Genomic DNA, 20070 nt, shown 5'->3' on the forward strand with positions numbered 1-20070 from the left:
GGCATTATAGGCGGCGCGCCAACCCCGGAAGGGTGGCACCCCGCCCCGGTCATCAGCCCTTCTGTGCAGCGGCCACCTGGGCGGCCACTTCGGCAGCGAAGTCGTCCTGCTTCTTCTCGATGCCTTCGCCCACGACGTACAGGGTGAAGCCCTTCACGGTCGTGTTGGCAGCCTTGAGCATCTGCTCGACGGTCTGCTTGTCGTTCTTCACGAACGGCTGGTTGAACAGCGACACTTCCTTCAGGTACTTCTGGACCGAACCCTCCACCATCTTGGCGGCGATTTCGGCCGGCTTGCCCGACTCGGCAGCCTTCTGCTCGGCAATGCTGCGTTCCTTGGCGATCAGCTCGGCGGGAACCTGGTCAGCCGACAGCGACACCGGCTTCATGGCGGCCACGTGCATGGCGACGTCCTTGGCGGCAGCTTCGTCGCCATCGAACTCGACCATCACGCCGATACGGGTGCCGTGCAGATACGAAACCAGCTTGCCGCCGTTGGCGTAGCGAACAAAGCGGCGGATCGCCAGGTTTTCGCCGATCTTGCCGATCAGGGCGGTACGGGTGGCTTCAACGCTCACGCCGTCGATTTCCAGCGCCGACAGCGCAGCCACGTCGGCCGGGTTCTGCTTGGCGATCAGCTCGGCAACCTTGGCGGTGAAAGCCAGGAAGTCGTCGTTCTTGGAGACGAAATCGGTCTCGCAGTTCAATTCGACCAGCGCACCGGTGGTGCCGTCGATGAACGAGGCGACCACGCCCTCGGCGGTCACGCGCGACGCGGCCTTGCTGGCCTTGTTGCCCAGCTTGACGCGCAGCAGCTCTTCAGCCTTGTCCAGGTCGCCGCCGGCCTCGGTCAGGGCCTTCTTGCATTCCATCATCGGCGCGTCGGTCTTCGCGCGCAGTTCAGCCACCATGCTTGCGGTAATTGCCGCCATTTGTCACTCCTTGAATGGTTCGCGCCGGGTGCCCCAGTTTCCTGTCTGGCAACCGGCCGGGTGTACAGCTTCACCCGCGGCAGAGCTTGCCTGCGGCGGATGACAATCATCCAGATACTGCAAATTCAAAAAAAGGGGGCGCCGGATGTGCCCCCTTTTTCTTGTCGCAATGCCGAGGCCGGTATTGACCGGCTCCGCGCAACGCCCCGCACCTTTTGTCAGGTCCGGTGGCCGATGCCTTGTGATCGTTCCGTGGCGATGCGCGTGATCGGGGTCCTCTCGGCAGCCGGCAATCAGCCTTCCTGCACTTCGACGAAGTCGTCACCGCCGCGAGCGGCTTCGACAACTTCCTGAACGGCGTTGGCACGGCCTTCCAGGATCGCGTCAGCCACGCCGCGCACGTACAGGGCCACAGCCTTGGACGAGTCGTCGTTGCCCGGGATCACGTAGTCGATGCCTTCCGGCGAGTGGTTGGTATCGACCACGCCGATCACGGGGATGCCCAGCTTCTTGGCTTCGGTCACGGCGATCTTGTGGTAGCCGACGTCCACCACGAAGATGGCGTCAGGAACGCCGCCCATGTCCTTGATGCCGCCGATCGACTTTTCCAGCTTGATCATTTCGCGCTCGAACATCAGCGCTTCCTTCTTGCTCATGGTTTCCAGCGCGCCGGCTTCCTTGGCGGCTTCCATGTCCTTCAGGCGCTTGATCGAGGTCTTGACCGTCTTGAAGTTGGTCAGCATGCCGCCGAGCCAGCGGGCGTCGACGTAGGGCATGCCGGCGCGGCCAGCTTCTTCAGCCAGGATTTCACGCGACTGGCGCTTGGTGCCCACGAACATGATGGTGCCGCGGTTGGCGGCCAGTTGACGCACGTACTTCATTGCGTCCTGGAACATCGGCAACGTCTTTTCGAGGTTGATGATGTGAATCTTGTTGCGATGGCCGAAGATGAAGGGGGCCATCTTCGGGTTCCAGAAGCGGGTCTGGTGGCCGAAGTGGCAACCGGCTTCCAGCATTTCGCGCATGGTAACGGACATGTAATTCTCCAATAGGGTTAGGTCTGAAGTCCGCCCCGACATTCCTGAAGAGGAACACCCCGGATGGGCGGACCAGCGATTTCACGATCTCAAATACGGCCGGTGACAGCGAACAACAGCGAATGTTGCACCGCAACCAGGCCAGCCCGCTATTCTAGCAATAAATGCGCGTACCACTCAAGCGGACAGCAACGCTGCCGATACGGGCACGAAGAAACGGGAAGTGCCTTTCATCTGACCCCGATTGCAGGGCCAACCGCTGCGACCGAGCCCCGATGGTGCGATAATCCCACATTCCCCATCTGATTCTGGCGCGGCCCGTGGCCTCGCCTTCACTTTTTCTGGCGAAGCAGCATGAGCATCCACCTGAATACCGCCGAAGACATCGCCCACATGCGCGTGGCTTGCCGCCTTGCCTCGGAAGTCCTCGACTACATCACACCGTTCGTCAAGCCCGGCGTGACGACGGGCGAACTCGACCGCCTCTGCCATGCCTATATGCGTGACGTGCAAGGCACCGTGCCGGCGCCGCTGAATTATGCGCCCCCGGGCTATCCGCCCTTCCCCGGCGCCATCTGCACCTCGGTCAATGACGTGATCTGCCACGGCATCCCCGGCGACCGCGTGCTCAAGAGCGGCGACGCCGTCAATCTGGATATCACGGTCATCACCAAGGAAGGCTACTATGGCGATACCAGCCGCATGTTCCTCGTCGGTGATGCTTCGATCCTGGCCAAGCGGCTCGCGCAGGTGACCTACGAATGCATGTGGAAGGGCATCGCGCAGGTGCGCGGCGGCGCCCGCCTGGGCGATATCGGCCACGCCATCCAGGTACATGCGGAAGCCGCCGGCTACAGCGTGGTGCGTGAATACTGCGGCCACGGCATCGGCAAGAACTTCCATGAAGATCCGCAGATCCTGCACTACGGCCGCGCGGGTACCGGCACCGAGATCAAGGCAGGCATGATCTTCACCGTCGAACCGATGATCAATGCCGGCAAGCGCGATATCCGCACCATGCCCGACCAGTGGACGGTCAAGACCCGCGACCGCAGCCTGTCCGCCCAGTGGGAACATACCGTGCTGGTGACCGAGACCGGCTACGAGGTACTGACCGTGTCCGCCAACACGCCCGCACCGCCCGCGTTCATCACCGAGTCGGTCGCGGCCTGAGCCGCACATGGTTGGGGGCGCCTGACGGCGCCTTTCTTTTTCCAGCCATGCCCACGAACCATCCTGCCCAGCCCATGGACACCACGCCGGAACTCCTGCTCGCCGCACGCGTTCGCGACAAGTTGAAAGCCGACAAGCAGGCCCTGTTTGCCGACTTCACCTTGTCGTCTCACGTCGGCACGCTCATCACGCGTCTGCGCCGGGCCGTCGATGCCGCGCTCATCGAGGCGTGGCGCGGGCTGGACATGCCCGCCGGCGCGGCGCTGGTGGCCGTCGGCGGCTACGGCCGCGGGGAACTGTTCCCGTATTCCGACGTGGACGTGCTGCTGCTGCTGCCGTCCGAGCCGGATGCCGGCACGGCGAGCCGGCTCGAGCGGTTCATCGGCATGTGCTGGGACCTCGGGCTGGAGATCGGCTCGTCGGTGCGTACGGTGGAGGACTGCATCCGGGAAGCCCGCGCCGACATCACGATCCAGACCTCGCTGCTGGAGGCGCGCCTGCTGACCGGCGAGCGCAAGCTGTTCAATGCGCTGCGCACGCAGCACCAGGCCGATCTGGACCCGGCCGATTTTTTCCAGGCCAAGCTGCTGGAATTGCGCCAGCGGCACGCCAAGTACCAGGACACGCCCTACGCGCTCGAGCCCAACTGCAAGGAAAGCCCGGGCGGCCTGCGTGACCTGCAGGTGATCCTGTGGATGACGAAGGCTGCGGGCCTGGGCCACAGCTGGAAGGAGCTGTTCGAGAAGGGCCTGCTGACAGAGCGCGAAGCCCAGGAGCTCGCACGCAACGAACGCCTGCTGAAGACCATCCGCGCCCGCCTGCACATCATCGCGGGACGACGCCAGGACGTGCTCGTGTTCGATCTGCAGACCGCGCTGGCCGAATCCTTCGGCTACCGCCAGAACGACAACAAGCGCGCCAGCGAGCAGCTCATGCGCCGCTACTACTGGGCCGCCAAGGCGGTGACCCAGCTCAACAGCGTGCTGCTGCTCAATATCGAGGCGCTGCTGTTCCCGAGCGAATCGCAGGTGACGCGCGTGATCAACGAGCGCTTCGTCGAACGCCAGGGCATGCTGGAAATCACCAGCGACAGCCTCTACGAAAGCGACCCGCACGCGATCCTTGAAACCTTCCTGCTGTACGAGCGCACGCCGGGCATCAAGGGATTGACGCCGCGCACGCTGCGCGGCCTCTACAACGCGCGTACCGTGATGGATGCGCGCTGGCGCAGCGACCCGGAAAACCGCCGCCTGTTTCTGGCCATCCTGCAGGAGCCGCAGGGCATCACCCACGCGCTGCGCCTGATGAACCAGACCAGCGTGCTGGGCCGCTACCTGATCAATTTCCGGCGCATCGTCGGCCAGATGCAGCATGACCTGTTCCACGTCTACACCGTGGACCAGCACATCCTGATGGTGGTGCGCAATATGCGCCGCTTCGCCATTGTCGAGCACACGCACGAATTCCCGTTCTGCAGCCAGCTCATGGCGAGCTTCGACAAGCCGTGGGTGCTGTGCGTGGCGGCGCTGTTCCATGACATCGCCAAGGGCCGCGGCGGCGATCACTCGAAGCTCGGCACCGTGGATGCGCGCCGCTTCTGCAAGCAGCACGGCATTGCGCGCGAGGATGCCGACCTGATCTGCTGGCTCGTCGAGCATCACCTGACCATGAGCCAGGTGGCGCAGAAGCAGGACCTGACCGATCCTGAAGTCGTCCACGCCTTCGCCCGGGTGGTCGGGGACGAACGCCACCTGACGGCACTGTACCTGCTGACGGTGGCCGATATCCGCGGCACCAGCCCCAAGGTGTGGAATGCCTGGAAGGGCAAGCTGCTGGAAGACCTGTACCGCATCACGCTGCGCGTGCTGGGCGGCGCCAGGGTCGATCCGCATTCGATCTGGGCGCAACGCAAGGAAGAAACGATCTCGCAGCTGCGCCTGAAGGCATTCGAGCCCGAACTGGGCAAGCCGCTTTGGGCGCAGCTCGACGTGGCCTTCTTCCTGCGCCATGATTCGCGCGATATCGCCTGGCTGACCCGCCATCTGTTCAACAAGGTGGACAGTCCGGTGCCCGTGGTGAAGGCGCGGATTTCCCCAGCCGGCGAGGGCTTGCAGGTTGCGGTCTATGTCAAGGACCAGCCTGATCTCTTCGCCCGCATCTGCGGCTACTTCGAGCGCAAGGCGTTCTCGATCCAGGACGCCAAGATCCACACCACGCGCCACGGCTATGCACTGGACACGTTCCAGGTGACCGACCCGGGCATGGATCACGATGGCGGCAACTATCGCGACATCCTCGCGCTGGTGGAGCATGAACTGGGCGACCGCCTGCAGCAGCAGGCAGCGCTCCCGGAACCCAGCCAGGGCCGTCTGTCGCGCCAGTCGCGCAGCTTCCCGATCAAGCCGCGCGTGGACCTGCGGCCCGACGAGCGCGGCCAGTACTACCTGCTGTCGCTGTCGGCCAACGACCGCACCGGCCTGCTTTACGCCATCACACGCGTGCTGGCGCAACATCGCGCATCCGTGCATACGGCGCGCATCAATACCCTTGGCGAACGCGTCGAAGACGTGTTCCTGCTCGACGGCAGCCGTCTTGCCGCCGACAACCGATTGCAGATTCAGCTTGAACAGGACTTGCTCGCCGCGCTGGAAATCTGACCCGGCCGCGCAGCATTGAAGATATGACCGACAGCAATTCGCCGAAGCGCAAGACGCTCGGCATCAAGCCGCCCGAAGGCACCGCCCCCCGCAAGCCGGCCGGCAACCGGCCCGTGCGCGTCTCGGACCTGAACCGCAAGCGCGTGCAGGCCGTGGCCGACGGTATCCGGCGCGCGCAAGGCGGCGCTGGCGCGAAGTCCGCCAAGGGCACGAAGTCACCGGCCGACCCCGCCACTGGCCGCGCCCCGCGCCAGGGCCGTCCGGCCGATGGCGAGCGGCAGGCGCGCCCGCGCCGTTTCGACGATGACGCACGTCCCCGCCGTTTCAGCGACGACAACCGCCCGCCACGCCGCACCGAGGGCGGTGAAGCGCCGCGCCGCTTCGGCAATGACGATGCACGCCCCCGCCGTTTCAGCGACGACAACCGTCCGCCACGCCGCACCGAAGGCGGTGAAGCGCCGCGCCGCTTCGGCAATGACGACGCACGCCCCCGCCGTTTCAGCGACGACAACCGTCCGCCGCGCCGTACCGAGGGCGGTGAAGCGCCGCGCCGCTTCGGCAATGACGATGCGCGCCCCCGTCGTTTCAGCGACGACAACCGTCCGCCACGCCGCACCGAGGGCGGTGAAGCGCCGCGCCGCTTCGGCAATGACGACACACGCCCGCGCCGTTTCAGTGATGACAACCGTCCGCCGCGCCGTGAGGGCGGTGATGCGCCGCGCCGTTTCGGCAATGACGATGCACGCCCCCGCCGTTTCAGCGACGACAACCGTCCGCCGCGCCGCACCGAGGGCGGTGAAGCGCCACGCCGCTTCGGCAATGACGATGGACGCCCCCGCCGCTATGGCGACGACAACCGTCCGCCGCGCCGTACCGAGGGCGGTGAAGCGCCGCGCCGCTTTGGCAATGACGACGCGCGCCCCCGCCGTTTCAGCGATGACAATCGTCCGCCGCGCCGTACCGAGGGCGGTGATGCGCCGCGCCGCTTCGGCAATGACGATGCGCGCCCCCGCCGTTTCAGCGACGACAACCGTCCGCCGCGCCGCACTGAGGGCGGTGAAGCGCCGCGCCGCTATGGCGATGACAACAACCGTCCGCGCCGCTTTGGCGATGACGACCGCCAGCGCCGCGCGCCGGACTCCGGCGGCCGGCGCGGCGATGCGCCGGCGCGCCGCTTCAGCGACACCGCTGACCGTGCGCGCCCGCCGCGTGCCGACCAGCAGCCGTCCCACGCCGGCACCGATGCGCATGAGTCCGGCCACGATGACGGCCTCGTCCGCCTGTCCAAGCGCATGTCCGAACTGGGCCTGTGCTCGCGTCGTGAAGCGGACGAATGGATCCCGCGCGGCTGGGTGCTGGTCGACGGCAAGCCCGTGACCGAACTCGGCTCACGCGTGCGGGCTGACGCCAGCATCGAGATTCACCAGGCCGCCCGCTCCGAGCAAGGCGAGCGTGTCACGGTGCTCCTGCACAAGCCGATGGGCTTTGTCTCCGGCCAGGCCGAAGACGGCTACGAACCGGCCGCCGTGCTCTTCACGGCGGAGAACCAGTGGTCGGAAGACCCGACGCGCAAGCGCTTTGCGCCGTGGCAGCGCAAGAGCCTGGCGCCTGCCGGCCGCCTCGACATCGACTCGACCGGCCTGCTGGTCCTGACCCAGGATGGCCGCGTGGCCCGCGCCCTGATCGGCGAAGACTCGAACGTCGAGAAGGAATACCTGGTGCGCGTGCAATGGCACTCGCCCGAAGGCGTGGTCGAGCGCAAGGTCAGCGAAGTCTTCCCGGAAGACCAGCTTGAACTGCTGCGCCACGGCCTGTCGCTCGACGGCGTGACCCTCAAGCCGGCCAAGGTGAGCTGGCAGAACGAGGAGCAGCTGCGCTTCGTGCTGCGTGAAGGCCGCAAGCGCCAGATTCGCCGCATGTGCGAACAGGTGGGCCTGGAGGTGGTTGGACTCAAGCGCGTGCGCATGGGTCGCATCGTGCTGGGCGACCTGCCGCCGGGACAGTGGCGCTTCCTCGGGCCGTTCGAGAAGTTCTGAGGCATCGCATCACTGCCGGCGAGCCTGGTCTCGCCGGGCAGGCATCAATGAAAACGGGGCGCCAGATGGCGCCCCGTTTTTCATGGTTGTCACAGCCCTTCAATCGTCACTGTTCGGTGGCAACTCGGGAAACAGGACCTCGGTAAAGCCGAAACGCGTGAAGTCGCGCACGCGCATCGGGTACAGGATGCCTTGCAGGTGGTCGCATTCGTGTTGCACCACGCGCGCGTGAAAGCCCTCGGCAATGCGCTCGATGCGCCCGCCCTGCAGATCGTGGCCGCTGTACTTCAGCCGCGTGTGGCGCGGCACCACGCCGCGCAGCCCCGGCACCGACAGGCAGCCTTCCCAGCCGTCCTCCAGTTCATCGGACAGGGTCTCCAGCACCGGGTTGATCAGCACCGTCTTGGGCACCATCGGCGCGTCGGGATAGCGCGGATTGCGGTCAAAGCCGAAGATCACCACCTGCAGGTCCACGCCGATCTGCGGCGCCGCCAGGCCCGCGCCATTGGCATGGTCCATGGTGTCGAACATGTCTTCGATCAGCGTGCGCAGTTCCGGCGTGTTGAAGCGCTCCACCGGCCGCGCCACCTGCAGCAGGCGCGCATCGCCCATCTTGAGAATCTCGCGGATCATGGCTGTTCCCCCGGTTGACCTGCCCCGGCCGACTCCAGCAGCGCCAGCATGCCGGCCTCATCGAGCACCGGCACGCCGAGGGCCTCGGCCTTGTCCAGCTTGCTGCCGGCCTCGGCGCCGGCCACCACGTAGTCAGTCTTCTTCGACACCGACCCGGCCACCTTGGCGCCCGCGGCTTCCAGCATTTCCTTGGCGGTCTCGCGCGACAGGGTCGGCAAGGTGCCGGTCAGCACGAAGGTCTTGCCGGCCAGCGGCGCCGGCGCCCTGGCGGCGGGCTCGCTTTCGGCCCAGTGTACGCCAGCCGCGCGCAACTGCTCGATGACCTCCACATTGTGCGGTTCGCCGAAGAAGTTGACGATCGACTGCGCCACCACCGGGCCCACGTCGTTGACTTCGAGCAGCGCGGCCTCGTCAGCCACCATGAGCGCGTCCAGCTTGCCGAAATGGCGCGCCAGGTCCTTGGCCGTGGCCTCGCCGACATGCCGGATGCCCAGCGCAAAGATAAACCGGTTGAACGTGGTGCTGCGCGAAGCTTCGATCGCCGCCACCAGGTTGCCGGCCGACTTGTCGGCCATGCGGTCCAGCGCCGCCAGCTTGGCCACGCCGAGCTTGTAGAGATCCGCCGGCGTATGGACGATGCCCTGGTCCACCACCTGCTCCACCACCTTGTCGCCCAGCCCTTCGATATCCATGGCCCGGCGTTGCGCGAAATGCAGCAGCGCCTGCTTGCGCTGCGCGGCGCAGATCAGGCCGCCCGTGCAGCGCGCGATGGCCTCGTCCTCCAGGCGCTCGATGTGCGAACCGCAAACCGGGCAGGTGACCGGCATCACGAAGGCCCGCGCGCCTTCCGGGCGCCGTTCCGGCACCACCGCCACGACTTCCGGAATCACGTCGCCGGCGCGGCGCACGATCACCGTATCGCCGATATGCACGTCCTTGCGGCGCACCTCGTCCTCGTTGTGCAGGGTGGCATTGGTCACCGTCACGCCGCCCACGAACACCGGCTGCAGGCGGGCTACCGGAGTAATGGCGCCGGTGCGGCCGACCTGCACTTCGATGTCCTCGACGATGGTGGTCATCTCCTGCGCCGGGAACTTGTGCGCCAGCGCGAAGCGCGGCGCGCGCGACACGAAGCCGAGCTGCTCCTGCTCGGCCAGCGCATTGACCTTGTAGACCACGCCATCGATGTCGTACGGCAGCTGGTCACGCTTCTCGCCCACCTTGCGGTAGAAATCCAGCAGACCCTGCGCGCCCTTGACCACCGCGCGCTCCTGGCAGACCGGCAGCCCCATGGCGGCAAAGCCGTCCAGCATGGCACTGTGCGTGGCGGGACGTTCCATGCCCTGCAGCTCGCCAAGGCCATAGGCGAAGAACGACAGCGGACGCCTGGCGGTAATACGCGGATCGAGCTGGCGCAGGCTGCCGGCGGCGGCATTGCGCGGATTGACGAAAGTCTTCTCGCCGGCCTCGGCCTGGCGGGCATTGAGCTTGTCGAAATCGCGCCGGTACATGAAGACTTCGCCGCGCACTTCGAGCACCGGCGGCGCCGCGCCACGCAGCTTCAGCGGAATCGCCTTGATGGTGCGCACATTCACCGTCACGTCTTCGCCGGTCTCGCCGTCTCCGCGCGTCGCCGCCTGCACCAGCCGGCCGTCCTCGTAGCGCAGCGACATCGCCAGGCCGTCGAACTTCAGCTCGCTCGCGTACTCGACGGCTTGCGCGGCGCTGAACAGGTCCTGTTCGCCGGCCGCGGCGCTGCGTCCGAGCCCTTGCGCGCAGCGACGGTCAAAGCCGACCACGTCCTCGTCGGAAAAGCCGTTGTTGAGCGACAGCATCGGCACGCGGTGGCGCACCGTATCGAAGGCCGACAACGGTGCGCCGCCCACGCGCTGCGTTGGCGAGTCGGGCGTCAGCAGTTCGGGGTGTTCGGTTTCAAGCGCTTGCAGCTCGGAAAAGAGCGCGTCGTACTCGGCATCCGGGATGGTCGGGGCATCCAGCACGTAGTACTGGTGGTTGTGGCGATCCAGCTCCTCGCGCAGCCATTGCACGCGCTCGGCGGCGGATGCGGGCGGCAAGCCGCCAACCGGCGCGGAGGCATCTGCCTGCGCGCCGCGATGGGTTGCGTTCATGACAGGCTCCGGCTAGACGCTGAACAATCGTGCCGCTACCGGCGAACCGGCGGGCATGCCGCGCGCCTCCAGCTTCTGGTAGAGGGTCTCGAGCTGGTTGAAGATCGCGACGAACGACGCCTCGGTCAGCGGCCGCATATTGTCGTCGACCAGCTGCGCGCCCATGCGCTGGGCCAGCGAGTAGCCGTATTCGCAGACCGTCTTGAACGGCTTGCCGCCCTGGTCCGCTTGCGGTACGTCGAGCAGCAGCGTGATCTGGCCACCGCCCTTGACGGTCAGGTCATCGCGCAGGAAGTTCGTGTCGCCGAACTGCAGCGCGAACAGCGTACGCTGCACGCCCTCGGCGTTGGCCAGGTAGCGGATGAAGCGCGTACCGTCGCGCGACAGCACCAGACCGTCCTGTGTCGCCACGCTCTGCACGTAGGCGGCCGACCATGGCGCGCCATCCGAGATCACGTTGACGCCAAGCTGCACGTCGCAGCTTGCGGCGAACCCGTCGAGCTCGCGTGCGTTGGCGACGGTCTCGCCCATGTCAGGCAGGTCGGCCGAGGCATCCAGCGATTCGGCCAGCGCTTCGACCGCGTTCACGAATTCGGAGAACTCCAGCGCATTGAGCGGGCCGTTGCGGCTGGCAAGCTGCACGGCCACCTGCAGGTCCTCGTACTGGTGGCCGGCGGTCACCGGCTCCCAGGCGTTGGCCTCCACGCGCAGGCCCTCGATATGGATCTGCTTGGTGCCGGCGCGGCGCAGCCTGCCGGTCAGCGGCAGGATGCGGTCGCCCGAAGCCTTGCGCTCCAGGTGCAGCGGCACGATGCAGTCGATCAGTGGATCGATCGTGGCCGGCTGCGGCTGGCCGTCGGACACGACGGGTTCCGCCACCCTGGCCGGTGGCACCACCTTCGCTTGCGCCGCGCTCCCGGCTTGCGCTTCGGGTTCCGCTTCGGGTTCCGCTCGGGGTTCCGTTTCCGCTGCGGCAGAGGCGGCCGGCGCGGCCGCCAGCGCCACCTCGTCGGCCACGGCCTCATCGGCGTCCGCCGAACTGGCCGCGGCGGATGCGGCAACCGCCGCCACCTCATGCGGTGCCGGGCGCGCGGCCGGCGTCAGCGTCGGCTCGCGCCGCTCGACATGCTCCGGCGCAGGGGCCTCATGCAGCTTGGCAGCCACCTCCGGCGTGGTGGTCTCCCCCACCACGGGCTCGCGCATCGGCGGCAGGTCATCCTCGGGGCGCAGTTCGCGCGGGCGGCGCGCCTTGCGGATCTGCCACTGGTTGTAGCCGAACAGCAGCGCCAGGAAAACAAGGCCGGCGACGATCAGCGAGGTCTGCAAGTCCATGTTGATGTTCATGCCGCCTCCGCCATCGACACCGCCGCATCCATGTCCACCGCCACGATGCGCGACACGCCCTGCTCCTGCATGGTCACGCCGATCAGCTGGTGCGCCATTTCCATGGCGATCTTGTTGTGCGAAATGAAGACGAACTGCGTCTTGTCCGACATGCGGGCCACCATATTGGCGTAGCGCTCCGTATTGGCGTCATCGAGCGGGGCGTCCACCTCGTCCAGCAGGCAGAACGGGGCGGGATTGAGCTGGAACATGGCAAACACCAGCGCAATCGCGGTCAGCGCCTTTTCGCCGCCCGACAACAAATGAATGGTTGAGTTCTTCTTGCCCGGCGGCTGCGCCATCACCTGCACGCCGGCATCGAGGATTTCCTCGCCGGTCATGATCAGGCGCGCCTGGCCGCCACCGAACAGCGACGGGAACAGCTCGCCGAAATGGTGGTTGACCTGGTCGAAGGTGCCTTGCAGCAGCGCGCGGGTTTCCTGGTCGATCTTGGCGATGGCGTCTTCCAGCGTGGTAATCGCATCGTTCAGGTCGGCCGACTGCGCGTCGAGGAAGGTCTTGCGTTCGCGCGCCGCGGACAGTTCGTCGAGCGCGGCCATATTGACCGGGCCCAGCGCATTGATGGCGTTGTTGATGCGCGTGACTTCGCCCTGCAGGTAGGACGGCTTGAGGTCCGTCGTCAGCTTATCGGCCAGCGCCACCTCGTCGACCTGGGCCTCGGTCAGCTGTTCGCTGAACTGCTCCTGGTTCAGGCGCGCGGCCTGCTCCTTGAGCTGGGATTCGGTGATGCGGTCGCGCAGCGGCTGCAGGCTGCGTTCGGCGGCCAGGCGCTGTTCGTCGTGCTGGCGCAACTGCGCGGACAGCGCATCCAGCTCGATGCGGGCAGCGCCGAGCTTCTCTTCCTTCTCGGCGCGGCGTTCCAGCGCGTCCTGCAGGCCGGTATGGGCGGTCTGCTCGTTGATCGTCTCGAGTTCCGCGCGCGCGTTCTCGAGCGATTCGGCGATGCGCTCGGCCTGGTCGCTCGCCACCTGGATATTGCGGCGCAGCTCTTCGATGCGGCTGGCCAGGTTGCGTTCGCCAAAGACCGCCTCCTGCGCCGCGCGCTCGAGGTCGCGCAACTGGTGGCGCGCCGACGACAGCTTGCTGTCCAGCGCTTCGAACGCCATCTGCTGGTCTTCATGCGTGGCCTGCATCTCGGCCAGCGCCGCATCGTGCTGCTCGAAACTCGCTTCGGATTCCGCACGGATGGCGCGCTGCTTGTCGACCTGCGCACCGATTTCGTCCAGTTCCTCGCGGATCTGGCCACTGCGCGCGGCGTAGCGTTCCATCGCCTGCGACAGCTTGAGCACGTCCATCTGCAGCGCATGCGCGCGGCGCGTCGCCTGCTCGCCGCGCGAGCGTGCCTCGGCCAGTGCCTGGCTCGCTTGCGTATAGGCGGCTTCGGCGCGCACGGCCTGGCTCCTGGCCTCGTCCGACAGGAGCACCTGGGCACGGGCCTGCTTCTGCAGGTTCTCGATTTCCTGCTCGCGGGCCAGCATGCCCGCCTGCTCGGAATCGGCGGCATAGATCTGGATGGCGTTGCGGCCGATCAGGTGCCCTTCGGCCACCACGAACGACGCGCCGTCGGGCAGCGTATTGCGCGCGGCCAGCGCCTGCGCCATGTCCGTGGCCGTGTAGATATCGGCAAGCCAGTCCTGCATCACCGCGCGGATACCGGGCTCGGTGATCTGCACCAGCGACATCAGCGGACGCAGGCCGGCAGGCGCTTCGATCGGCCGCGCGGCGGGCGGCGGCGAATAGAACGCCAGCTTGGCGGGCGGCGCGTCCGACAGGAAGGCCTTGACCCAGTCCAGGTTCGACACCTCGAGTGCGGCGAGCTTCTCGCGCAGCACCGATTCCAGCGCGCTTTCCCAGCCCGGCTCGATATGGACCTTCTTCCACAGCCGCGGCAGCTCCGCCAGGCCATGCTTGGCCAGCCAGGGCTGCACCTTGCCGTCGGTCTGCACGTTCTCCTGCAGCTGCTTCAGCGCGGACAGGCGCGCCTCCAGCGCGGCGATCGCGGCGGCTTCGCTCTGCACGCGCTCCTGCGCGGCGCGGCGCTCGCCATCGAGGCGCGGCACGCTGTCCTCGGCATCGGCCAGGATGGCCTGCGCTTCCTCCAGCACGGCTTCCTGCTCGGCCAGTTCGGCACGCGCCTCTTCCAGCCGCGTCTCGTCCGGACGATCGAGACCCTTTTCCTCACCCGACAGGCGTTCGCGGCGCTGTTCGAGCTGCTGCAGCATCTGGTCGGCGCTGCGCTGCTGCGCGGCTTCGAGCTTGAGCGCCTGTTCGGCCTGCATGATGCCGGAGCGCTGCTCGTTGAGCAGTTGCTGCGCGTCGCGCCACTGCGCTTCCAGCGTGGGCAGCTCGTCGTTCTTCTGCGCCACCGCTTCCTGCGCCTGCACGGTGCGCCCTTCGGACACGGCGAGATTTTCCTCGGCCTGCGCGAGTTCGTCGCTGGCCTGCTGCGACTTGCCCTGCCACTGCTCGCGCTGGGTGGTCAGCGCCGCGATCTGGGCCTGCACGCGGTTGCGCGACTCCACCACGTAGCGGATCTCGGCTTCCAGCTTGCTGACTTCGGCATTGGCCTCATACAGCGCACCCTGCGCCGCGTGCATGCCGTCGGATGCCGCATAGTGCGCGACCCGCATGGTTTCGAGTTCGGCCTCGACATGGCGCAGCTGCGCGGTCTGCGCTTCCAGGTCGATCTGGGCCTGCTCGATGGCGCGCTGGTGGCGCTCCTGCTCGACCTGCGCCTCGCGCTTGCGCAGCAGCCACAGCAGGTGCTGCTTCTCTTCGCCGTCGGCCTGCAGCGTCTTGAAACGCTGCGCGACCTCGGCCTGCCCTTCGAGCTTCTCGAGATTGGCGCCGAGTTCGCGCAGGATGTCTTCCACGCGGGTCAGGTTCTCGCGCGTGTCGGACAGGCGGTTCTCGGTTTCGCGGCGGCGTTCCTTGTACTTGGACACGCCGGCGGCCTCTTCCAGGAAGATCCGCATGTCATCGGGCTTGGCCTCGATGATGCGCGAGATCATGCCCTGGCCGATGATGGCGTAGGCGCGCGGCCCCAGGCCCGTGCCCAGGAAGATGTCCTGGATGTCGCGGCGGCGTACCGGCTGGTTGTTGATGTAGTAGGACGAGGTGCCGTCGCGCGTCAGCACGCGCTTGACGGCCACTTCGGCATACTGGCTCCACTGGCCGGCGGCGCGGCCCTCGGCATTGTCGAAGACCAGTTCGACGCTGGCCCTGCCGGCCTGCTTGCGGGCCGTGGAACCGTTGAAGATGACGTCCTGCATGGATTCGCCACGCAGCTCGGACGCACGTGACTCGCCCAGCACCCAGCGGACTGCATCAATGATGTTGGATTTACCGCAGCCGTTGGGACCTACGATCCCGACCAGTTGGCCGGGCACCTGGAAATTGGTCGGATCGACGAAAGACTTGAAGCCCGCCAGCTTGATCGAAGATAGTCGCACGGTTGTCGTGTGGTATCGGCGCTGATGGCAGCGCACGCAGCATTAGAGCGTTCAGGAATGAGCGGCACACGCGGACGGGCGGACGCCCGGCGTGCCGCCAGCGTCCCTTCTCGCCCCCCGTGACCGAGAATTGGCGGTAATCATACCATCGCAACCCGGCGATCCGGCCGCTCCGGCAGTGGGTTCCACGGCATTTTTCCGGGTCGCTTTTCCTTTGCGCGCAGCTATTTACGAGCGTTTCTGCAGGCACTTTTCGAACGCGCCTGCGCTGATCCTGTTGCAACAGTTATGTAACAACCGGGAAACCAACTAGGGTAAATGCTAGTCTCTCAGACATGCCAGCGTGACGCCAGATGCTCCCGGGACGACAACTCCGACGCGGCGTCCGGCCCTTTGCGGAGGATCCAGCATGACCCAGCCGTCAGCGGCAAACCTGCCGTGGTCTGTCAGCGAGATTGATTACCGGGCAATCCAGTCCGAACGCGTGCGGGGCGACCGCGACCTGTTTTATCTGCTGGTGTCGGCATCGTTTATCGAGAGCGGATCCGACACCTATGCCGGCAACCTTGCGACCTACTATGCCGCCGTGCCCGAGGCGGCCGGGTGGCTGTCGGACCACTGGGAAGCCGAGGAACTGCAGCACGGCCTGGCGCTGCGCCGCTACGTCGAGCATGTCTGGCCGGAATTCGACTGGGAACGCGGCTACGAACGCTTCTTCGAGGAATACTGCCAGACCTGCTCCATCGACCAGTTCGAGCCGACCGGGGCACTGGAAATGGCCGCCCGCTGCGTCGTCGAGACCGGCACGGCGGCCTACTATCGCGCGCTGGAACAAGCCAGCGACGAACCGGTGCTGCGTACCCTGACGCGCCGCATTGCCAACGACGAGGTGCGGCACTACAAGCACTTCTACCGCTTCTTCAACCGCTTTGCCGAGTCCGAAAGGCTTGGCCGCACCAGGGTGCTCGGCGCCCTGACGCGCCGGCTGCTCGAAATCAAGAACGAGGATGCAGCCATTGCGCTGCGCAATGTGCTGCGCATGGAGCGCGGGCAAGAGGACATCCCGGAACACGAAGTCAAGGCGCTCAACTCGCGCGTCAGCGCGGTGATCCGGCGCCATCTGCCCGTGGAAATGACCGTAAAGATGCTGCTGCGACCGCTGAACCTGCACGTCACGCTGGAACGCGCCGTACGCAAGCCGCTGGTGGCCGTCGTGTCGCGGGTCATGCTGCACTGACCCGCGACCGCGCTCACCCTCTCGCCCGCTCAGGCGGCGGCTTCGGCGCCGGCCGCCACGGCTTCCGGTGCGCGGCGACTGCGATGCACCAGCCCCGAAAGCGCGCCGGCGGCAACGATACAGAGGCCGCCCACGGCCTCTTTCCAGCTCAGCGTCTCGGTCGCCAGCCACCAGGACGACACGGCGGCCACCACGATCTCGAACAGCATCAGCAACGACACGCGATTGGCCGGCAAGCGCTGCAGCCCATACTGGACCACGGCATTGCTCAGCACCAGGACCGCCGCCAGCCCGGCCACCAGGGCCGCCACGGCGGCGCCCGCGCCCGGCGCGATCACCGCCGACTGTGCATCGAGCAACAGCGCGCAAGGCACGCCGACCGCCGTGCAGCCCAGATAGACCACGACCGTGCGCAGCCGCGCATCCATGTCCGGAAACTGCTGCCCGGCCCGTCGCGACAGCACGTTGTTGACGGCGAAGCCCATGCCGCCAGCCAGTCCGGACCATTCCGCGGCGCTCCCCGGCAGCGGCACGCCCACCTCGGGTGTCCACAGCATCAGGCCGGCGCCGGACAACGCGAGCGCAATCAGCGCAAGACCGCCCGCCGACAGCCGTTCGCCCAGGAACACCCGCGCGAACAGCGCGGTCCAGACCGGGGTCAGGTAGAACAGCAGCAGCACGCGCATGACGTGCCCGTTCACGCTGCCCCAGACAAAGCCCGCATTGGTCACGCCCGCGGCCAGGCCAATCGCCACGAACAGCCACGATGCCCGCATGCCGCGCAGCTGCCTGCGGAACGCCAGCAGCGAGACCACGGCCGCCGCGCAACTCACCAGTGCCGCGGCGCTCATGCCGCCCAGGCCCCAGCCCGCCAGCACGCGGTACGGGAACCAGGCAATGCCCCAGACCGAGGCACCGATCAGGATGGAAAGCGAGGACTTGACCGCATGGCGGTCGGCGGCGCCATGCTGCGCCGCAATATTATTGTCAGTCATTTGGAAATAGCTACGAGGGGCCAGCCTGCCAGCAGAAACGCGCGCATCCGTCGCCGGCATCACATGCCGGTGATGCCCGGCATCCGCACACCGGATGCGCCGCGCCGGCCGCGCCATCGCACGGGAAAGCCTGCCGTTCCCTTATAATGCTGGGTTTCAACCGGCCCCATCCAGAACGTGAATCCGCGCCTCGACCTGCTCCAGCCCTACCCCTTCGAGAAACTGCGGGTGCTCTTCGCGGAAGTGAAAGCGGCCGACAAGCCGGCGATCAGCTTCGGCATCGGCGAGCCCAAGCACCCCACGCCCGAATTCATCAAGAAGGCGTTGGCCGAGTCGCTGGCGGGGCTGGCGAATTATCCCACAACGGCCGGTTCCGATGCACTACGACAGTGCATCGCCACCTGGCTGGAACGCCGCTACGGGCTCCCCAGGGTCAATGCCGCGACCGAGGTGCTGCCGGTGACCGGCTCGCGCGAAGCGCTGTTCGCGTTCGCGCAGACCGTGGTCGACGGCACCCGTCCCGGCGCGCTGGTGCTGTGCCCGAACCCGTTCTACCAGATCTACGAAGGCGCCGCGCTGCTGGCCGGCGCCACGCCGGTGTTCGCGAACAGCGACCCCGCGCGCAACTTCGCCCCGGCGTTCGACCGCATTGCCGACGAGGTCTGGCAGAAGGTGCAGTTGCTGTTCGTCTGCTCGCCCGGCAACCCGACCGGCGCGGTGCTGTCGCTCGACGACTGGAAGCAGCTGTTCGCGCTGTCGGACAAGTATGGCTTCGTGATCGCCTCGGACGAGTGCTACTCGGAGATCTACTTCGACGAGAGCCGCGCGCCGCTGGGTGCGCTGGAGGCCGCCCACAAGCTGGGCCGCGGCTTCGAACGGCTGGTGATGTTCTCGAGCCTGTCCAAGCGCTCGAACGTGCCGGGCCTGCGCTCCGGCTTCGTCGCCGGCGACGCCGCCCTGCTGAAGAAATTCCTGCTATACCGTACCTACCACGGCGGCGCGATGAACCCGGCCGTGCAGACTGCCAGCATTGCCGCCTGGAACGACGAGGCCCACGTGCGCGAGAACCGCGCCGCCTATGTGCGCAAGTTCAGCCAGGTGACGCCGATGCTGGCCGAAGTGCTGGACGTGGCGCTGCCCGACGCCGGCTTCTACCTGTGGGCCGATGTCTCGCGCACTGGCCTGACCGATGTCGAGTTCGCCGCGCGGCTGCTGGCCGCGCAGAACGTCACGGTGCTGCCGGGCAGCTACCTCGCGCGCGAGGCCGGCGGCATCAACCCCGGCGCCAACCGCGTGCGCATGGCGCTGGTGGCCACGCCGGAGGAATGCCTGGAAGGCGCCCGCCGGATCGTGGAATTCTGCAAGTCGCTGGGCTGATCCGCCGGGATCCGACGCATATCCGTGGCGCGGCCTGACCGCCGTGCCTTCTCCAAACAACCACTGAAGAAACCCAAATGACGCAAGCTCTGCAAGCCCTGATCGACCAGGCCTGGGAAGACCGCACCAGCCTGTCGCCGAAGTCCGCCCCCGCCGATATCCGCGAGGCAGTCGCCAACGTCATCGGCCAGCTCGACGCCGGCACGCTGCGCGTGGCCGAGAAGCAAGGCAAGGACTGGATCGTCAACCAGTGGGTCAAGAAGGCCGTGCTGCTGTCGTTCCGCCTGGAAGACAACGCGCCGATGAGCGCCGGCGGCTTTGCCCAGTTCTACGACAAGGTCCCGACCAAGTTTGCCAACTGGAGCGCCGACGACTTCGCCCGCGCCGGCTTCCGCGTGGTGCCGCCCGCCGTGGCCCGCCGCGGTTCGTTCATCGCCAAAAACGCCGTGCTGATGCCGTCGTACGTGAACATCGGCGCCTATGTCGATGAAGGCACCATGGTCGACACCTGGGCCACCGTCGGTTCGTGCGCGCAGATCGGCAAGAACGTCCACCTGTCGGGTGGCGTGGGCATCGGCGGCGTGCTGGAGCCGCTGCAGGCCAACCCGGTCATCATCGAAGACAACTGCTTCATCGGCGCGCGTTCGGAAGTCGTGGAAGGCGTGATCGTCGAAGAGAACTCGGTCATCTCGATGGGCGTGTACCTGGGCCAGTCGACCAAGATCTACGACCGCGAAACCGGCGAGATCCACTATGGCCGCGTGCCGGCCGGCTCGGTCGTGGTGGCGGGCAACCTGCCGTCCAAGGATGGCAAGTACAGCCTGTACTGCGCCGTGATCGTGAAGAAGGTGGACGCGCAGACCCGCGCCAAGACCAGCCTGAACGACCTGCTGCGCGGCGACTGATCGCCCGCGGCGGCCCGGTCCGAGGCTCCGCCACGCGCGGGGCCGCGGCCGGGCCTTCCCCTGCATCACCCCGCCACACCGCCCGCGACGTGCCCTCCCTCCGC

13 protein-coding genes are annotated in these 20070 nt (G+C 66.9%); 6 read left to right on the forward strand and 7 right to left on the reverse strand.

Annotation, left to right across the window (positions count from 1 at the left end; all coding sequences use genetic code 11):
• Nucleotides 1–52: 52 nt before the first annotated feature.
• Both tsf and rpsB read right to left on the reverse strand, forming a co-directional pair.
• On the reverse strand, nucleotides 53–931 hold the full coding sequence (gene tsf / locus KHO22_RS02085; RefSeq protein WP_211945416.1) for a translation elongation factor Ts: 879 nt from the start codon (nucleotides 929–931) through the stop codon (nucleotides 53–55).
• Nucleotides 932–1224: 293 nt separating this feature from the next.
• Nucleotides 1225–1968, reverse strand: a complete 744-nt coding sequence (gene rpsB / locus KHO22_RS02090) for a 30S ribosomal protein S2 (protein WP_211945417.1) — start codon at nucleotides 1966–1968, stop codon at nucleotides 1225–1227.
• A 354-nt stretch (nucleotides 1969–2322) separates the two neighbouring features.
• Here rpsB and map point away from each other — a divergent pair, with 354 nt between their 5' ends.
• From map to KHO22_RS02105, 3 genes are all read left to right on the forward strand, one after another.
• The gene (gene map, locus KHO22_RS02095) at nucleotides 2323–3141 is read left to right on the forward strand and encodes a type I methionyl aminopeptidase (RefSeq protein WP_211945418.1); all 819 of its coding nucleotides are present in this window, start codon (nucleotides 2323–2325) and stop codon (nucleotides 3139–3141) included.
• A gap of 74 nt (nucleotides 3142–3215) precedes the next feature.
• Nucleotides 3216–5798 (forward strand): [protein-PII] uridylyltransferase, encoded by a 2583-nt coding sequence (locus KHO22_RS02100; RefSeq protein WP_211945489.1) that lies wholly within the window; start codon nucleotides 3216–3218, stop codon nucleotides 5796–5798.
• Between the two features lie 23 nt (nucleotides 5799–5821).
• Nucleotides 5822–7834 (forward strand): pseudouridine synthase, encoded by a 2013-nt coding sequence (locus KHO22_RS02105; protein ID WP_211945419.1) that lies wholly within the window; start codon nucleotides 5822–5824, stop codon nucleotides 7832–7834.
• A 99-nt stretch (nucleotides 7835–7933) separates the two neighbouring features.
• Here the strand turns inward: KHO22_RS02105 and def are convergent, their stop codons facing one another.
• Genes def through smc form a run of 4 tightly spaced genes read right to left on the reverse strand, consistent with a single transcriptional unit; the run spans nucleotide 7934 to nucleotide 15452 of the window.
• On the reverse strand, nucleotides 7934–8467 hold the full coding sequence (def, locus tag KHO22_RS02110) for a peptide deformylase (protein ID WP_211945420.1): 534 nt from the start codon (nucleotides 8465–8467) through the stop codon (nucleotides 7934–7936).
• Nucleotides 8464–10596 carry an NAD-dependent DNA ligase LigA gene (gene ligA / locus KHO22_RS02115; RefSeq protein ID WP_211945421.1) on the reverse strand — a complete coding sequence of 711 codons (2133 nt, stop codon included), beginning with the start codon at nucleotides 10594–10596 and terminating at the stop codon, nucleotides 8464–8466. Before ligA ends, def begins: the two co-directional genes overlap by 4 nt.
• A 12-nt stretch (nucleotides 10597–10608) precedes the next feature.
• The gene (locus KHO22_RS02120; protein ID WP_211945422.1) at nucleotides 10609–11940 is read right to left on the reverse strand and encodes a cell division protein ZipA C-terminal FtsZ-binding domain-containing protein; all 1332 of its coding nucleotides are present in this window, start codon (nucleotides 11938–11940) and stop codon (nucleotides 10609–10611) included.
• Complete coding sequence (smc, locus tag KHO22_RS02125) at nucleotides 11937–15452, reverse strand: chromosome segregation protein SMC (protein WP_211945423.1); 3516 nt, start codon at nucleotides 15450–15452, stop codon at nucleotides 11937–11939. The genes KHO22_RS02120 and smc overlap by 4 nt, the downstream gene beginning before the upstream one ends.
• Before the next feature lie 409 nt (nucleotides 15453–15861).
• Between smc and KHO22_RS02130 the strand changes: the two genes are divergently transcribed.
• Nucleotides 15862–16689 carry a ferritin-like domain-containing protein gene (locus tag KHO22_RS02130; RefSeq protein WP_211945424.1) on the forward strand — a complete coding sequence of 276 codons (828 nt, stop codon included), beginning with the start codon at nucleotides 15862–15864 and terminating at the stop codon, nucleotides 16687–16689.
• Between the two features lie 29 nt (nucleotides 16690–16718).
• On the opposite strand, the gene KHO22_RS02135 is transcribed toward KHO22_RS02130, so the two are convergent.
• The gene (locus tag KHO22_RS02135) at nucleotides 16719–17684 is read right to left on the reverse strand and encodes a DMT family transporter (protein ID WP_211945425.1); all 966 of its coding nucleotides are present in this window, start codon (nucleotides 17682–17684) and stop codon (nucleotides 16719–16721) included.
• 177 nt (nucleotides 17685–17861) lie between these two features.
• On the opposite strand from KHO22_RS02135, the gene dapC reads away from it, so the two are divergent.
• Complete coding sequence (dapC, locus tag KHO22_RS02140) at nucleotides 17862–19061, forward strand: succinyldiaminopimelate transaminase (protein WP_211945426.1); 1200 nt, start codon at nucleotides 17862–17864, stop codon at nucleotides 19059–19061.
• A 77-nt stretch (nucleotides 19062–19138) separates the two neighbouring features.
• Entirely contained in the window at nucleotides 19139–19966 is an 828-nt protein-coding gene (dapD, locus tag KHO22_RS02145) for a 2,3,4,5-tetrahydropyridine-2,6-dicarboxylate N-succinyltransferase (protein WP_211945427.1), read from the forward strand.
• The last annotated feature ends 104 nt before the right edge of the window (nucleotides 19967–20070 follow it).

The sequence above is a fragment of the Cupriavidus yeoncheonensis genome (assembly GCF_905397275.1).
Classification (GTDB): Bacteria; Pseudomonadota; Gammaproteobacteria; order Burkholderiales; family Burkholderiaceae; genus Cupriavidus; species Cupriavidus yeoncheonensis.

Coding starts and splice junctions, on each gene's coding strand:
- ligA (WP_211945421.1), bottom strand. CDS start 10,596: ATGAACGCAACCCATCGCGGCGCGCAGGCAGATGCCTCCGCGCCGGTT.
- tsf (WP_211945416.1), bottom strand. CDS start 931: ATGGCGGCAATTACCGCAAGCATGGTGGCTGAACTGCGCGCGAAGACC.
- KHO22_RS02120 (WP_211945422.1), bottom strand. CDS start 11,940: ATGAACATCAACATGGACTTGCAGACCTCGCTGATCGTCGCCGGCCTT.
- def (WP_211945420.1), bottom strand. CDS start 8,467: ATGATCCGCGAGATTCTCAAGATGGGCGATGCGCGCCTGCTGCAGGTG.
- rpsB (WP_211945417.1), bottom strand. CDS start 1,968: ATGTCCGTTACCATGCGCGAAATGCTGGAAGCCGGTTGCCACTTCGGC.
- KHO22_RS02135 (WP_211945425.1), bottom strand. CDS start 17,684: ATGACTGACAATAATATTGCGGCGCAGCATGGCGCCGCCGACCGCCAT.
- map (WP_211945418.1), top strand. CDS start 2,323: ATGAGCATCCACCTGAATACCGCCGAAGACATCGCCCACATGCGCGTG.
- KHO22_RS02100 (WP_211945489.1), top strand. CDS start 3,216: ATGGACACCACGCCGGAACTCCTGCTCGCCGCACGCGTTCGCGACAAG.
- KHO22_RS02130 (WP_211945424.1), top strand. CDS start 15,862: ATGACCCAGCCGTCAGCGGCAAACCTGCCGTGGTCTGTCAGCGAGATT.
- dapD (WP_211945427.1), top strand. CDS start 19,139: ATGACGCAAGCTCTGCAAGCCCTGATCGACCAGGCCTGGGAAGACCGC.
- KHO22_RS02105 (WP_211945419.1), top strand. CDS start 5,822: ATGACCGACAGCAATTCGCCGAAGCGCAAGACGCTCGGCATCAAGCCG.